At 69.0% G+C, this 13,242-nt stretch carries 14 protein-coding genes and 1 pseudogene; 13 read left to right on the top strand and 2 right to left on the bottom strand.

The features are described 5' to 3' along the window. Positions 1-51: 51 nt before the first annotated feature. The 13 genes and pseudogenes from MFF24_RS25085 to MFF24_RS25025 all read left to right on the top strand — a co-directional run. On the top strand, positions 52-507 hold the full coding sequence (locus tag MFF24_RS25085; RefSeq protein ID WP_231347181.1) for a hypothetical protein: 456 nt from the start codon (positions 52-54) through the stop codon (positions 505-507). 88 nt (positions 508-595) lie between these two features. Continuing rightward, positions 596-2,356 carry an efflux RND transporter periplasmic adaptor subunit gene (locus tag MFF24_RS25080; protein WP_231347180.1) on the top strand — a complete coding sequence of 587 codons (1,761 nt, stop codon included), beginning with the start codon at positions 596-598 and terminating at the stop codon, positions 2,354-2,356. Between the two features lie 13 nt (positions 2,357-2,369). Further along, positions 2,370-5,516 carry an efflux RND transporter permease subunit gene (locus MFF24_RS25075; RefSeq protein ID WP_238228719.1) on the top strand — a complete coding sequence of 1,049 codons (3,147 nt, stop codon included), beginning with the start codon at positions 2,370-2,372 and terminating at the stop codon, positions 5,514-5,516. Between the two features lie 42 nt (positions 5,517-5,558). Further along, positions 5,559-5,927 (top strand): hypothetical protein, encoded by a 369-nt coding sequence (locus MFF24_RS25070; RefSeq protein ID WP_238228718.1) that lies wholly within the window; start codon positions 5,559-5,561, stop codon positions 5,925-5,927. Between the two features lie 27 nt (positions 5,928-5,954). Continuing rightward, the gene (gene copM / locus MFF24_RS25065) at positions 5,955-6,344 is read left to right on the top strand and encodes a CopM family metallochaperone (RefSeq protein ID WP_238228717.1); all 390 of its coding nucleotides are present in this window, start codon (positions 5,955-5,957) and stop codon (positions 6,342-6,344) included. A gap of 177 nt (positions 6,345-6,521) precedes the next feature. Then, on the top strand, positions 6,522-6,854 hold the full coding sequence (locus MFF24_RS25060; RefSeq protein ID WP_017482519.1) for a four-helix bundle copper-binding protein: 333 nt from the start codon (positions 6,522-6,524) through the stop codon (positions 6,852-6,854). Positions 6,855-6,918: 64 nt separating this feature from the next. After that, positions 6,919-7,404: a DUF305 domain-containing protein gene (locus tag MFF24_RS25055; RefSeq protein ID WP_017482520.1), complete on the top strand. Its 486-nt coding sequence runs from the start codon at positions 6,919-6,921 to the stop codon at positions 7,402-7,404. Between the two features lie 80 nt (positions 7,405-7,484). Further along, positions 7,485-7,718 carry a hypothetical protein gene (locus MFF24_RS25050; protein WP_152277749.1) on the top strand — a complete coding sequence of 78 codons (234 nt, stop codon included), beginning with the start codon at positions 7,485-7,487 and terminating at the stop codon, positions 7,716-7,718. Between the two features lie 123 nt (positions 7,719-7,841). Next, on the top strand, positions 7,842-10,229 hold the full coding sequence (locus MFF24_RS25045; protein ID WP_274382953.1) for a heavy metal translocating P-type ATPase: 2,388 nt from the start codon (positions 7,842-7,844) through the stop codon (positions 10,227-10,229). Between the two features lie 22 nt (positions 10,230-10,251). Next, positions 10,252-10,767, top strand: a complete 516-nt coding sequence (locus MFF24_RS25040; protein ID WP_238228716.1) for a DUF305 domain-containing protein — start codon at positions 10,252-10,254, stop codon at positions 10,765-10,767. Between the two features lie 114 nt (positions 10,768-10,881). Further along, the gene (locus MFF24_RS25035) at positions 10,882-11,079 is read left to right on the top strand and encodes a hypothetical protein (RefSeq protein WP_026105230.1); all 198 of its coding nucleotides are present in this window, start codon (positions 10,882-10,884) and stop codon (positions 11,077-11,079) included. Between the two features lie 71 nt (positions 11,080-11,150). Further along, complete coding sequence (locus MFF24_RS25030; protein ID WP_238228715.1) at positions 11,151-11,636, top strand: DUF411 domain-containing protein; 486 nt, start codon at positions 11,151-11,153, stop codon at positions 11,634-11,636. After that, positions 11,637-12,023, top strand: a pseudogene (locus tag MFF24_RS25025) (GNAT family N-acetyltransferase); the annotation flags it as partial. It lies immediately after the preceding gene. Between the two features lie 100 nt (positions 12,024-12,123). Here the strand turns inward: MFF24_RS25025 and MFF24_RS25020 are convergent. Beyond that, positions 12,124-12,324, bottom strand: coding sequence for a hypothetical protein (locus tag MFF24_RS25020; protein WP_231347175.1), 201 nt, complete (start codon positions 12,322-12,324; stop codon positions 12,124-12,126). Positions 12,325-12,369: 45 nt separating this feature from the next. Beyond that, positions 12,370-13,140, bottom strand: coding sequence for a cation efflux transmembrane domain-containing protein (locus MFF24_RS25015; protein WP_231347174.1), 771 nt, complete (start codon positions 13,138-13,140; stop codon positions 12,370-12,372). Positions 13,141-13,242 lie beyond the last annotated feature (102 nt).

Genomic DNA, 13,242 nt, shown 5'->3' with positions numbered 1-13,242 from the left:
CAACGCACAACCGCGTTTCTTAATCCCGGGGGCTGTGTTAGGTTGGACGTAATGAACCTGGACCGCCAACTCGCGCGCCTGCTGGCCGTGGTGATCGTGATGATCGCCGCGACCTTTGGCGTGTCGGTGGCGCAGGCGCATGAGGGCCATGCCCATCACCATGCGCCGGCCGCGGTCGAGGCCACGCCGGTACAGCCTGCACCGGTGGCCCTGGCCCCGGCGGCCACGCCCGCCCTGCAGTTGGCGGCGCTGACCGAGACGCCCACCACCGCCACCACGGTGTTTGCTGTGGCTGCGGCCTCTGCGGCCAACACCTCGGATGCGGGCGGCTGCAATGGCCTGTGCTGCGGCACGAGCCTGAGCTGCTGCCACTCGGCACTGACGCCACTGCTGCAGGCCGCTGTGCCGGCCCTGCGGCTTGCGACCGTGCTGCCGGCTGCCCAGCAGGATGCCCGCCCGAGCCTCGCGCCCGAGGCGCTGCCCAAGCCCCCTCGATCTTTCGCCTGAACCCGGCGTTCCCACGCGTCTGACGCCGCTCTAATGAGCCGCTGCGCGTGCGCGGACGCCTTGCGTCCACCGGCGAAAGAATTGATCCATGAAGTCCCCGATTGCGGCCGCGCTGCGTGCGCTGGCCGTGACGCTGGCCCTGCTTGGTGCAGGCCAGGCGTCGGCCCACGAAGGGCATGACCACGGCGCCCCGCCGCCGCCGGTCTCCAAAACCATTGCGCCGCGCGGCGAGGCCGTGTCCGAGGCGTTCGAGCTGGTCGCGGTGCCGCGCGATGGCACGCTCCAGCTCTACCTGGACCGCTTCCGCACCGGCGAGCCCGTCACCGGCGCTACCGTGGAGGTGGACACCCCCGACGGCTCGAAAACCGCCCAGGCGACCGCCGAGCGCAGCTATGCGCTGCCGGCGCCCTGGCTGAGCAAGCCCGGCCACTACGACCTCTTGGTCACCGTGACCGCCGGCGATGTGGTCGACGTCATGCCGGTCAGCCTGGATCTGCCGGCGCCAGCCGCCGCGGCCGCTGCTCCGGCGACCGTCGGTGCGGTGCAGACGGTCAGCGACAGCGTGCGCGCGGCTGTGCCGGAGATCACCCACGGCCTGCGTGAGCGCCTGGCCAAACAGGACCCGGTGCTGCTGACCGTGGCGGCTGGCAGCTTCCTGCTCGGCATTCTGCTGATGCTGGTCGCCCGCGGTCGCCGGCGCGTGCCGGTGATCGCTGTGCTGGCGATCACGGCCACGGTGCTGCTGAGCGCAACCGCCTTTGCCCACGGCGACGAGGATCACGGCGCAGAACAAAAGCCCATCCAAGGCGCCGCACTGATCGAGCGCGCCCCCGGCGGAGCCGCGCCAACCGACCTGGCCCAGCGCCTGGCCGACGGCACCGTGTTCGTGCCCAAGCCGACCCAGCGCCTGCTGGAGCTGCGCACGGCGATGACCGAGGCCGGCACGTTCAGCCGCACGATCGGCCTGCCCGGCCGCGTCATTCCCAACCCCAACGCCAGCGGCGTGGTCCAGTCCAGTGTCGGCGGCCGCCTGTCGCCGCCCACCTCCGGGCTGTTTCCGCGGCTCGGCACCCCGGTGAAGAAGGGCGACGTGCTCGCCTACGTGACGCCGCCGGTGGCCCGGGTCGACGTCTCCGACATGCGCCAGCGCCAGGGCGAGCTCGATCAGCAGATCGCGATCGTGCAGCGCCGCGTTGAGCGGTTTTCCAAGCTGGCCACCTCCGGCGCCGTCGCCCAGGTGCAGCTGGACGAGGCCCAGGACGAACTCAAGGGTCTGCGCGACCGCCGCACTGCCCTCGACAGGATCCGCAGCGAGCCCGAGCCGCTGATCGCGCCGGTCGACGGCGTGGTCGCTGAGGCGTCCGCCACGGCCGGCCAGATGGCCAACGCCGGCCAGATGATCTTTCAGATCGTCGACCCCAAAAACCTCTGGGTCGAGGCCTTGAGCTTCGACGCCCTGACCGCCGGGCAGCACGCCACCGCCCGCCTGCCCGACGGCCGCACCTTTGAGCTGACCTATCAGGGCTCAGGCCTCGCCGACCGCAACCAAGCCATTCCAGTCCAGTTCGCGATCGAGGGCGATGCCTCCGGCCTGCGCGTCGGCCAGTTCCTGACCGTGCTCGCGATCACCGACGGCCAGCTGTCCGGCCTGGCCCTGCCGCGGGCCGCGGTGGTGCGGACCAGCAACGGCCAGGACGTGGTCTACGAGCACACCACCGCCGAGCGCTACGAGGCCCGGCAGGTGCGCATCGAGCCCCTGGACGGCAACCGCGTACTGATCGGCGGCGGCATCGGCCCCGGCAAGCGCGTGGTCGTGCAGGGCGCCGAACTCCTCGACCAAGTGCGCTGAGGAGGGCCGCCCGATGTTCACCTTCCTCGTCAGCCAGTCGCTGAAGAACCGCCTGATCGTCCTCGCGATCGCCGGCGTGCTGATCCTCTACGGCGCGTTCACGGTCACCAAGCTGCCCGTGGACGTCTTTCCCGACCTCAACAAGCCCACGGTCACGATCATGACCGAGGCCGAGGGCTACGCGCCCCAGGAGGTTGAGCAGCTGGTTTCGTTCCCGATCGAAACCCGCCTCAACGGCCTGCCCGGCGTCACGCGCGTGCGCTCGGTGTCCGGCGTCGGCCTGTCGATCGTCTACGTCGAGTTCGACTGGGGCACCGACCTCTACCGCAACCGCCAGCAGGTCGCTGAGCGGCTGGCCCTGGTCAGGGACCAGCTGCCGCCGACGGTGACCCCGCAGATGGGGCCGATCTCCTCGATCATGGGGCAGATCCTGCTGGTCGCGGTGACCAGCGAAACCGCCGACCCAATGCAGGTGCGTGAGGCGGCCGACTTCGTGATCCGGCCGCGCCTGCTGACCATTCCCGGCGTCGCCCAGGTCATCCCGATCGGCGGCGAGGTACGCCAGTTCCGTGTCAGCCCCAACCCGGCGGCGATGCGCGCACTGGGCGTGAGCAACGCCCAGCTGGAAACCGCCCTGGCCCAGTTCGGCACCAACGCCGGCGGCGGGTTCACCGACCAGTACGCCCGCGAGTACCTGATCCGGAACATCGCCCGCACGATGAGCCTGGACGACCTGCGCAGCGTGGTCGTCGCCACGGTCGGCGGCGCGCCGGTGTATCTGCGCCAGATCGCCGACGTCTCGTTCGGTGCCAAGGTCAAGCGCGGCGACGGCGGCTACATGGGCAAGCCGTCGGTGATCGTCTCGGTTGAGAAGCAGCCCGACGTCGACACGGTCAAACTCACCCGCGACATTGAGCAGGCGCTGACGGAGATCACCGCCAGCCTGCCGAACGGGATCAAGGCGGACCAGATCCTGTTCCGCCAGGCCGACTTCATCGAGACCTCGATCAGCAACGTCGAACGCGTTCTGCTGGAGGCGATGGTGGTGGTCGCCGCGGTGCTGTTCCTGTTCCTGTTGAACGTGCGCACCACGGCGATCTCGCTGCTGGCGATCCCGGTGTCGATCCTGACCACGGCGGTGGTGTTCCACCTTCTCGGCCTGTCGATCAATACGATGACCCTGGGCGGCCTCGCCATCGCGATCGGCGAGCTGGTCGATGACGCCGTGGTCGACGTCGAGAACATCTTCCGGCGCCTCGGCGAAAACCGGAAGGCCGGCAACCCCAAAAGCGTGTTCCAGGTGGTGGTGGAGGCCTCCAACGAGGTGCGCTCCGGCATCGTCTACGCGACGCTGATCATCATCCTGGTGTTCGTGCCGCTGTTCGCACTCTCCGGCATCGAGGGGCGGCTGTTTGCGCCCTTGGGGCAGGCCTACATCATCTCGATCCTGGCCAGCTTGGTCACCTCGATCACGCTGACCCCGGTGCTGGCCTCCTGGCTGTTGCCGGGGCTGAAGAACCTCGAAGAGCACGACAGCCGGTTCCTCAAGCTGCTCAAGCGCGGCAACGCCCGGCTGCTGCAGGTGGCGTTCCGGCATCAGCGCCTGTTGGTCGGCGCGGTGGCGCTGGCGGTGCTCGCCGCCGGCGTCGCCGCCTGGCATCTGCCGCGGGCGTTCCTGCCGCCGTTCAACGAGGGCAGTTTCACCGTCAACATGACGTTCAACCCGGGGATCTCGCTGGCCGAGAGCAACCGGGTCGGGCTGATCGCGGAAAAACTGCTGCTGCAGGTGCCCGAGGTGGCGGCGGTCGGCCGCCGCACCGGGCGCGCCGAGCTGGACGAGCATGCCGAAGGCGTCCACTCGTCCGAGATCGAGGTCGAGCTGAAGGACGGCGAGGGCCGGCCCAAGGAGGCCCTGGTCGCCGATATCCGCCAGCGCCTCCGGCAGCTGCCGGTATCGGTCAACGTCGGCCAGCCGATCTCCCACCGCCTCGATCACATGCTGTCGGGCGTGCGCGCCGAGATCGCGCTGAAGATCTTCGGCGAGGACCTGGACCAGCTGCGCCGGATCGCCAACGGCCTGCAGGAGCGGTTCCAGAAAATCCCAGGCCTGGCCGACCTGCAGATCGAAAAGCAGGTGCGCATCCCGCAGCTGGAGGTGCGCGTCGATTATGCCCGTGCCGCGCTCTACGGCGTGCAGCCGGCCGCGGTGGTCGAGCAGATCAGCCGCCTGAGCAACGGCCGCGTGGTCTCCACCGTGGTCGATGGCTACCGCCGGTTCGACGTGCTGATCCGCTTGGCCGAGGACCAGCGCACCACCAAGGGCCTGGGCGACCTGCTGCTGGAAACCCCGACCGGCTGGGTGCCAGCCCGGCAGGTGGCCGACGTGCGGGAAACCGACGGCCCCAACCAGATCCTGCGCGAGAACTCGCGCCGGCGCCTGGTGGTCCAGGCCAACACCAACGGCGAGAGCGACATGGCCACCATCGTGGCGGCCATGCGCGCGGCGATCGCCCAGGAAAAGCTGCCACCGGGCTACTTCACCAGCCTGGAGGGCACGTTCCAGGCTCAGGAAGAGGCCGCGCGGACGATCGGCATCCTGTCGGCGCTGTCGCTGGCGTTGATCTTCGCGATCCTGGTGAGCCGCTACCGCTCGCCGGCGCTGGCGCTGATCATCATGGGCAACGTGCCCCTGGCGCTGATCGGCAGCGTGGTGGCCCTGTGGCTGACCGGGCAGCCGTTGTCGGTGGCGTCGATGATCGGGTTCATCACGCTGACCGGCATCGCCGCGCGCAACGGCATCCTGAAGATCAGCCACTACCTCAACCTGTCGCTTCACGAGGGCGTGCCGTTCGGGCGCGATCTGGTGATCCGCGGCAGCCTGGAGCGGCTGACCCCGGTGCTGATGACGGCGCTCGCCGCCGGCGTGGCGCTGGTGCCGCTGCTCTACGACGCGGCGAGCCCGGGCAAGGAGATCCTGCACCCGGTCGCGGTGACGATCTTCGGCGGCCTGATCAGCGCCACGCTGCTCGACACGTTCCTGACGCCGATCCTGTTCCTGCGCTTCGGCCAGAAGCCTCTGGCCCGGCTGCAGGCGGCGCAGGACGCCGCCCATGCGGCCCACCCGGCCGGGGCCGCGGCGCCACCGCGCGAGGCGTTCTGAGCCCCCTTCCCCACCAATCAACCCAAAACCCAGGAGACCCCGATGATCCCATTCCGCGCCGCCCTGTTCAGCAGCCTGATGCTGCTGGCCGCGCCCGTGTGCGCCCACGAAACCGCCGGCAAGTACGGCGGCCGCGTTAGCGACGCCGGCCCCTACCACGTCGAACTCGTCACCAAGGGCCAGACCGTCGACGTCTACCTGCTCGACGGCAGCGAGAAGCCGGTGCCCGCCGCCGGGTTCAAGGCCACCGCGATCCTCGTGGTCGACGGCAAGCCCGCACGCGTCGCCTTGGCGCCGGCCGACGCCAACCGCCTGACCGGCCAGGCCCCGGTTCCGCTGAACGCCGCGCCCAAGGGCGCCGTGCAGCTGACAGCTCCCGATGGCGCGACCGCCAGCGGGAAGTTCAACTAACCATAAGCAATAAAAGGGAAAAATCCTATGAAACTCACCTTCTCCGCCTGCGCGCTGGCCCTCCTGCTCAGCGGCACCGCCGTGGCCCAGGCCCATGACATGAACCACAACGACCATGCCGGTCATGGCGCCGCGAGCGCGACCGCCAAGACGGACAGCCCGGCGACCAAGGCGTTTCGGGACGTCAACGCCGACATGCACCGCGACATGGACATTCGCTACACGAACGACGTCGACGTCGATTTCGTGCGCGGCATGATCCCTCACCATCAGGGCGCGATCGGCATGGCCAAGGTGGCCCTGCAGCACTCGAAGGATCCCGAGATCCGCAAGCTCGCCGAGGAAATCATCAAGGCCCAGGAGGTCGAGATCAGCCAGATGCAGGCGTTCCTCAAGGGCAAGGGCGCGGCCAAGTAATTGGCTTGGTCTGGGCAGCGCGATCCTGCTCTTTATAACGGGTTCTTGAGTAAAAAAATCTGAACCGGGCCGGGATCAGCCCGTTGATGATTGAGGCGATGTCGGGTCAGTTGCGGTATACACTGCATCTGTTCTCCAGCTGCGTCCGAAGAACCTGAACAAAACAGGAGAAATTCTATGCACCAGATGTCCGCTGAGATGCAGAGCTGCATCGATGAGTGCCTGCGCTGCTACCAGACCTGCCTGGGCATGGCGTCCAACCACTGCCTGCCAGCCGGCGGCAAGCACACCGAGCCGGAGCACTTCCGGCTGATGCTGGCCTGTGCCGAAATCTGCCGGACCAGCGCGCATTTCATGCTGCTCGGCACCCCTGCGCACAAACACACCTGCCGCGCCTGCGCCGAGGTGTGTGAGGCCTGCGCCAAGAGCTGTGAGCAGGTCGGCGACATGCAGGACTGTGTCGACCAGTGCCGCCGCTGTGCCGAGACCTGCCGCAAGATGGCCGGCTGAGACCCCAGGGCAGACCGTGGTCCTCACGGTCCGCCCTTTTGCTGAACCGAAGGAGGAAAACCCGATGACCTTGAGAACTCTCGCTCTCGCCCTGCCGCTGGCCCTCGGCCTGACCGGAACCGCCCTGGCTGGCGATCACGACCACGGCAGCATGGCCGGCTCGGCCGTCAAGCTGCCGGAGGCCTGCAAGGCTGCCGTCAGCGGCAAGGACGGTGGGATGAAGGACATGCAGAGCCACATGTCTCAGGCCATGCAGAGCATGGGCAGCGGTCAGATGTCCGAGACCCAGAAGGGTCTGCAGCAGGCCATGATGAGCATGAACGGCCCGATGATGCAGGGCATGATGGCTGGCGATCCGGATGTGGCCTGGATCTGCGCGATGATTCCGCACCACCAAGGGGCGATCGACATGGCCCGCGCCGGCCTCAAGGGCGCCGATAATCCCGAGAGCAAGCGCCTGGCCGAGAAGACCATCAAGGAGCAGGAGCAGAGCATCAAGGAGCTCACTGCCTGGCTCGATAAGAACGCCAAGAAGGAAGGCCAGCAGTAGGCCGTCCGCTGCCGCCGCTGTCTCAAAACCTGCCGCACGATGGCGGGTTGACCGCTCTCCAACACACAGGATTTACGATCATGACCCTCAAGGCCCTGACGGCTGCGGCCCTGCTGACCTTTGCTGCCCTGCCCGCCCTGGCGGACGACCAGGGCAACGCCAACGCCGAGCAGCAAACCCAGCCGACGCCCAGCCGCGGCAACACCGCCGGCGGCCCCTCGCACGGCGCCGATCACGCCAAGAACGCTCCCGAGAGCACCGCGTCGGGCCACAGCGCCAAGCCGCACCAGCACTCGGATGGCAGCAAGCACTAAGCCCCGGGATCACCGCCCGGGCCGGGATGCCACCGTGCCTCCAGGCCCGGGTCGGCACCCTGTTGACCCTCCCATGATGGGAAGGTGCAGGGTGCCGGGCGCGACACACAGGAGGGGTCGCCCATGAGCAACGCCGAGCACGACCACCACCACGGCCATGCCCATGGGGCGCACGGCGGCTGCAGCCACGGCACCGCGGAGGCCGGGGGTGACGCGCAGACAGTCAAGGACCCGGTCTGCGGGATGAGCGTCGATCCGCACACCGCCAAGCACCGGGCCGAGCACAACGGCCACCCGTATTATTTCTGCTCGAACGGCTGCCGCACCAAGTTCGAGGCCGACCCGGCCCGCTACCTCGATCCGGCCAGCGCCGCGGCCAAGGCCGAGGCGGTGCCGGAGGGGACGATCTACACCTGCCCGATGCATCCGGAGGTGCGCCAGGTCGGCCCGGGCGCCTGCCCGATCTGCGGCATGGGGCTGGAGCCCGCGGTGATCGGCGCCGACACCGGACCAAGCGACGAGCTGGTCGACATGACCCGCCGGTTCTGGGTTGGCCTGGTCCTGACCCTGCCCGTGTTCGTGCTGGAAATGGGCGGCCACCTGACCGGCCTGACCGAACGGCTCGGCCAGCAGAACAGCAACTGGCTGCAGCTGGTGCTGGCCACGCCCGTGGTGCTGTGGGCCGGTGCGCCGTTCTTCGTGCGCGCCTGGCACTCCGTGACCAGCCGCAACCTCAATATGTTCACCCTGGTCGCCATGGGCACCGGGGTGGCCTGGCTTTACAGCGTGGTCGCCACCGTCCTGCCGGGGGTGTTCCCGGCGGCGCTGCGCGGCCATGACGGTGCCGTGCCGGCGTATTTCGAGGCGGCCGCGGTGATCACCGTGCTGGTGCTCCTCGGCCAGGTGCTGGAGCTGCGCGCCCGCGAGAGCACCAGCGGCGCCCTGCGCGCGCTCCTGGACCTTGCCCCGAAAACCGCCCGCCGCCTGCGCGCCGACGGCACTGACGAGGAAATCCAGCTCGATGCCGTGCAGGTCGGTGACCGCCTGCGCGTGCGCCCCGGCGAAAAGGTCCCGGTCGACGGCGTCGTGGTCGACGGCCGTTCTTCGATCGATGAGGCCCTGGTCACCGGCGAGGCGATGCCGGTGCGCAAGGACGTCGGCGCCGCCGTGATCGGCGGCAGCCTCAACCAGAGCGGAGCGCTGGTGATCGAGGCGCAAAAGGTCGGCCGCGACACCATGCTGGCGCGCATCGTTCAGCTGGTCGCCGATGCCCAGCGCAGCCGCGCGCCGATCCAGCGCCTGGCCGACCAGGTCGCCGGCTGGTTTGTGCCGGCGGTGATCGCGGTGGCCGTGCTCGCGTTCGTGGCCTGGTTCGCGGTCGGCCCGGAACCGCGGCTGACCTACGGCCTGCTGGCGGCGGTGGCGGTGCTGATCATCGCCTGCCCGTGTGCCCTGGGGCTGGCCACGCCGATGTCGATCATGGTTGGCGTCGGTCGCGGCGCCCAGGCCGGTGTGCTGATCAAGAACGCCGAGGCGCTGGAGCGGCTGGAAAAGGTCTCCACGCTGGTGGTCGATAAAACCGGCACCCTGACCGAGGGCAAGCCGGCCGTGACCGCGATCCGGCCGGCGGACGGGTTCAACGAGGCCGAACTCCTGCGCCTGGCGGCCAGCGTCGAGCGCGCCAGCGAGCACCCCCTGGCCCTGGCGATTGTGGCGGCAGCCGAGGCTCAGGGCCTTGCCCTGGCCCCGGTCAGCGACTTCGACAGCCCGACTGGCCGCGGGGCCGAGGGCACCGTGGACGGGCGGCGCGTGCGGCTCGGCAACGCCAAATTCCTGGCCGAGGCCGGGATCGATACCGCGGCGCTCGATCCGGCGGCGGAGGCGCTGCGCCAGGACGGCGCCACCGCGATTTTCATGAGCATGGACGACCGCGTGGCCGGCGTGATTGCGATCGCCGATCCGATTAAGGCCACCACGCCTGAGGCCCTGCAGGCCTTGCGCACCGAGGGCATCCGCGTGGTCATGCTGACCGGCGACAACCGCACCACGGCCCAGGCCGTGGCTCGCAAGCTCGGCATCGATGAGGTCGAGGCCGAGGTGCTGCCCGATCAGAAGAGCGCCGTTGTCAAAGCCCACCAAGCCGCCGGGCAGGTGGTGGCGATGGCCGGTGACGGGGTCAACGACGCCCCGGCCCTGGCAGCCGCCGACGTCGGGATCGCCATGGGCAGCGGGACCGACGTGGCGATCGAAAGCGCCGGCGTGACCCTGCTCAAGGGCGACCTGATGGGGATCGTGCGTGCCCGGCGGCTGTCGCGCGCCACGATGGGCAACATCCGCCAGAACCTGTTTTTCGCGTTCATCTACAACGCCGCCGGCGTGCCGGTGGCGGCCGGGGTGCTCTACCCGTTCCTCGGCATCCTGCTCTCGCCGGTCATCGCAGCGGCGGCGATGGCCCTCTCCTCAGTCAGTGTGATCGGCAACGCGCTGCGCCTGCGCACGACCACGCTCTGACCCGCATTAAAGAGACCGACCCATGAGCTACGCACGCTTCGCCGCGATGATCGCCACCTCCACGGTGGTGATGTTCGGCCTGATGTACCTGAACACCTACGCGCTGGAGCACGTGTTCTTCAGCCAGACCCGCATGTGGATGGCGCTCGTCATGGGCGCGACGATGGCGGTCATCATGCTCGGCTTCATGTGGGCGATGTACAAGGTGCGGGCCGCCAACATCGCGATCCTCGCCGGCAGCGTCGTGGTCTTTGCCGGGGCGCTGTGGCTGGTCCGCAGCCAGGAAACCGTCGGTGACGTGGCTTACATGAAAGCGATGATCCCGCACCACTCGATCGCCATCATGACCAGCGAGCGGGCGCACATCAAAGACCCCCGCGTGCGTGAGCTAGCCGACAAGATCATTGAGGCGCAGGTCAAAGAGATCGGCGAAATGAAAGCCCTGATCACCGACCTGGAGGCAAAGCCGCCAGCCGACAACGCCCCGGACCTGCAGTCCTACCGCAAGCGCGGCGCCCCGCCGCCGCCGCTGCAGTAGTCACGCGCCCGACGTCCGCAGGCCTCCCAAGAGGCCTGGGACAGCCCTGTCATTCGGCCTGTCGGCCGGAGTACCGCCGGGGCCTCACGGCCTGGCTTTTCATGGGAGGAAACAATGAAGCGTCTCGTTCTTGCAGCCAGTGCCGTGATGCTGCTCAGCGCCGCGCCGGCCATGGCGATGAGCTGCTGCGGTGGTGGGAAGGGCAAGGCCGGCATGTGCGCCAAGAGCGGCGCCATGGCGATGAACATGAAGGGCAAGAAGGGCGGGTGCTGCTGCGACAAGATGGGCGGCCGCATGAGCCACCGCGCCTGAGCCCCCTACCCGGGCTGGCTACCCGCCAGCCCGGGCACCGCACATCTCTACGCTGATCTGAGGAGACCCTGATGGACGCGGACCTGCTGCCGAGCCGCCGTGGCGTGCTGGCTGGCCTGAGTGGTCTGGGCGGCCTGCTGCTCGCCGCCCCCCTGCGCGCCGCCGAACCGCTCCCGGAGATCCAGGTAACCAAGGACCCCAGCTGCGGCTGCTGCGAAGCCTGGGTCACCCACATCCGCGCGGCCGGCTTTCCAGTCCAGGTGACTGAGGCGCCGGTCAATCCCGTCAAAGCCCGCCTTGGGGTCCCGCGCAGCCTGGCGTCCTGCCATACCGCCCAGGTTGGCGGTTACGTGATCGAAGGGCACGTGCCCGCCGGGGCGATCCTGCGCCTGCTCGCAGAAAAGCCCCCGGGCACTGGGTTGGCCGTTCCGGGCATGCCAGTGGGCTCGCCGGGCATGGAGGCTGACGGCGTACCGCCGGACACTTACGACGTGATCCTGTTCGGTCCCGAGCTGCAGCGGCCGTTCGCCCGCTATCAGGGCGGCACGCCGCTGTAACCGGCCCCCGGACCGGGGACCGCCCGGGCCGACGTGCTTCGGCTCCACGGGCGGGCCATCGCCGCCAGCCTCGCGCTGGTTGCCGGCCGGACAGCGTCTCTGCTCAAAACCGCCTACGACGAAACCCTGCGGGGCTGTGCGCCCGGCCTGATCCTTGAAGATGAAATCGTGCAGGCCCTGCACGCCACCGCGTTCGCCGACCGGCTCGATGCGGCGACCCTGCCCGGCTCGGCCCTGGAAAGTCTCTACCCCGACCGTGAAACGATCGCCGACGTTCTGGCCGTACCGCCCAGCCGCCGCCTGCTTCCCGTGACGGGCCGTGTGCGCCTCGCTCCTCTTGAACTGCGCGCCCGGGCCGAACTCCGGCGGCGGCTCGGACGGCGCTGAAGCTCACAACAGGTCTGCGTCGAACGCACCCGTTCGACCATAATCAAGGTGGCACGCCGCTGTACCGGCATCTGCGTAGCCTCTTGTGCCTGATGCTGGGTCAGCGCGCGGATTGCGCCGCGTAGGGGACCAGAGCCGCCTGGTGTCCCAGTGTGGTAAGGCAAAGGCCGGCGCAGCTGCCGAGCAGGAGCACCCCGAGCAGCGCCCACAGCATCGTTTTCTGCGCCGCCGCGCGGATGTGCGGCCGGACCTTCCGCCGCCGCCCGGGCTCGCGATGCCAGACGCTTTCAGTCGCGCGCATAGTCCCCTCCACGAAAAGGGGGCCTCACGGCCCCCCTTCCCTGCGTTATTCGGCCGGCGCCGGCTGGGCGGTGCCTTCGCGGTACTCCGCCCACGCCTGCCGCAGGATCTGCACCGAGGACGTGAGGAAGATCGCGGCCATGATCGCGGCCACCGCCAGATCGGGCCAGGCCGTCGCCGTGCCCCAGACACCCAGCGCGGCGATCATCACGACCACGTTGCCGATCGCGTCGTTGCGCGAGCACAGCCAGACCGAGCGCACGTTGGCGTCGCCGTCCTTGTAGCGCATCAGCAAGATCACGCTGGTCAGGTTGGTGGCCAGCGCCAGGAGGCCGATCCCGCCCATCAGCTCGGCCTGGGGCACGCCCAGGATCAGGGTCTGGTAGACCGTCGAGCCCAGCACCCACACCGCCATCAGCGACAGCGACAGGCCCTTGAACAGGGCCGCCGTGGCCCGCGCCCGCAGGCTGGCACCGATCACCGCCAGGCTCAGCCCGTAGGTGACCGTATCCCCCAGAAAATCCAGGGCGTCCGCCTGCAGGGCTTGTGACCCGGCGAGGTGGCCCATGACCATCTCGACCGCGAACATGATCCCGTTGAGGGCGATCACGGTCCACAGCACCCGCTTATAGCGCGGGTCCACGCCGTCGAAGACCGGCACACCGCCGGAGCAGCCGCAGGCGCTGTCTGCGCCCGTGCCGCAGCTGGCGGCCGGTACGGCCTTTGGGACTTCCGGCACGGGGGTCAAAGCTGCGGGCGTGCCGCAGCAGGAGTTTGCTTGAGAAGCGGCGCTTGAGCCGCAGCAGGCGTCCGCCATGGTGTCTCCTTTCGTCAGTTGACCGGCAGCCTACGACCTGTAGTCGCTACAGGTTCAAGCAAAATCCGCAGCCCCTCACTCGGCGGCCTGTCGCAGGGGCAC

Source organism: Methylorubrum aminovorans, from assembly GCF_022179725.1.
Taxonomy (GTDB): Bacteria; Pseudomonadota; Alphaproteobacteria; order Rhizobiales; family Beijerinckiaceae; genus Methylobacterium; species Methylobacterium aminovorans.
This window is presented reverse-complemented; position numbering and strand designations above follow the sequence as displayed.

Coding starts and splice junctions, on each gene's coding strand:
- MFF24_RS25085 (WP_231347181.1), top strand. CDS start 52: ATGAACCTGGACCGCCAACTCGCGCGCCTGCTGGCCGTGGTGATCGTG.
- MFF24_RS25080 (WP_231347180.1), top strand. CDS start 596: ATGAAGTCCCCGATTGCGGCCGCGCTGCGTGCGCTGGCCGTGACGCTG.
- MFF24_RS25075 (WP_238228719.1), top strand. CDS start 2,370: ATGTTCACCTTCCTCGTCAGCCAGTCGCTGAAGAACCGCCTGATCGTC.
- MFF24_RS25070 (WP_238228718.1), top strand. CDS start 5,559: ATGATCCCATTCCGCGCCGCCCTGTTCAGCAGCCTGATGCTGCTGGCC.
- copM (WP_238228717.1), top strand. CDS start 5,955: ATGAAACTCACCTTCTCCGCCTGCGCGCTGGCCCTCCTGCTCAGCGGC.
- MFF24_RS25060 (WP_017482519.1), top strand. CDS start 6,522: ATGCACCAGATGTCCGCTGAGATGCAGAGCTGCATCGATGAGTGCCTG.
- MFF24_RS25055 (WP_017482520.1), top strand. CDS start 6,919: ATGACCTTGAGAACTCTCGCTCTCGCCCTGCCGCTGGCCCTCGGCCTG.
- MFF24_RS25050 (WP_152277749.1), top strand. CDS start 7,485: ATGACCCTCAAGGCCCTGACGGCTGCGGCCCTGCTGACCTTTGCTGCC.
- MFF24_RS25045 (WP_274382953.1), top strand. CDS start 7,842: ATGAGCAACGCCGAGCACGACCACCACCACGGCCATGCCCATGGGGCG.
- MFF24_RS25040 (WP_238228716.1), top strand. CDS start 10,252: ATGAGCTACGCACGCTTCGCCGCGATGATCGCCACCTCCACGGTGGTG.
- MFF24_RS25035 (WP_026105230.1), top strand. CDS start 10,882: ATGAAGCGTCTCGTTCTTGCAGCCAGTGCCGTGATGCTGCTCAGCGCC.
- MFF24_RS25030 (WP_238228715.1), top strand. CDS start 11,151: ATGGACGCGGACCTGCTGCCGAGCCGCCGTGGCGTGCTGGCTGGCCTG.
- MFF24_RS25020 (WP_231347175.1), bottom strand. CDS start 12,324: ATGCGCGCGACTGAAAGCGTCTGGCATCGCGAGCCCGGGCGGCGGCGG.
- MFF24_RS25015 (WP_231347174.1), bottom strand. CDS start 13,140: ATGGCGGACGCCTGCTGCGGCTCAAGCGCCGCTTCTCAAGCAAACTCC.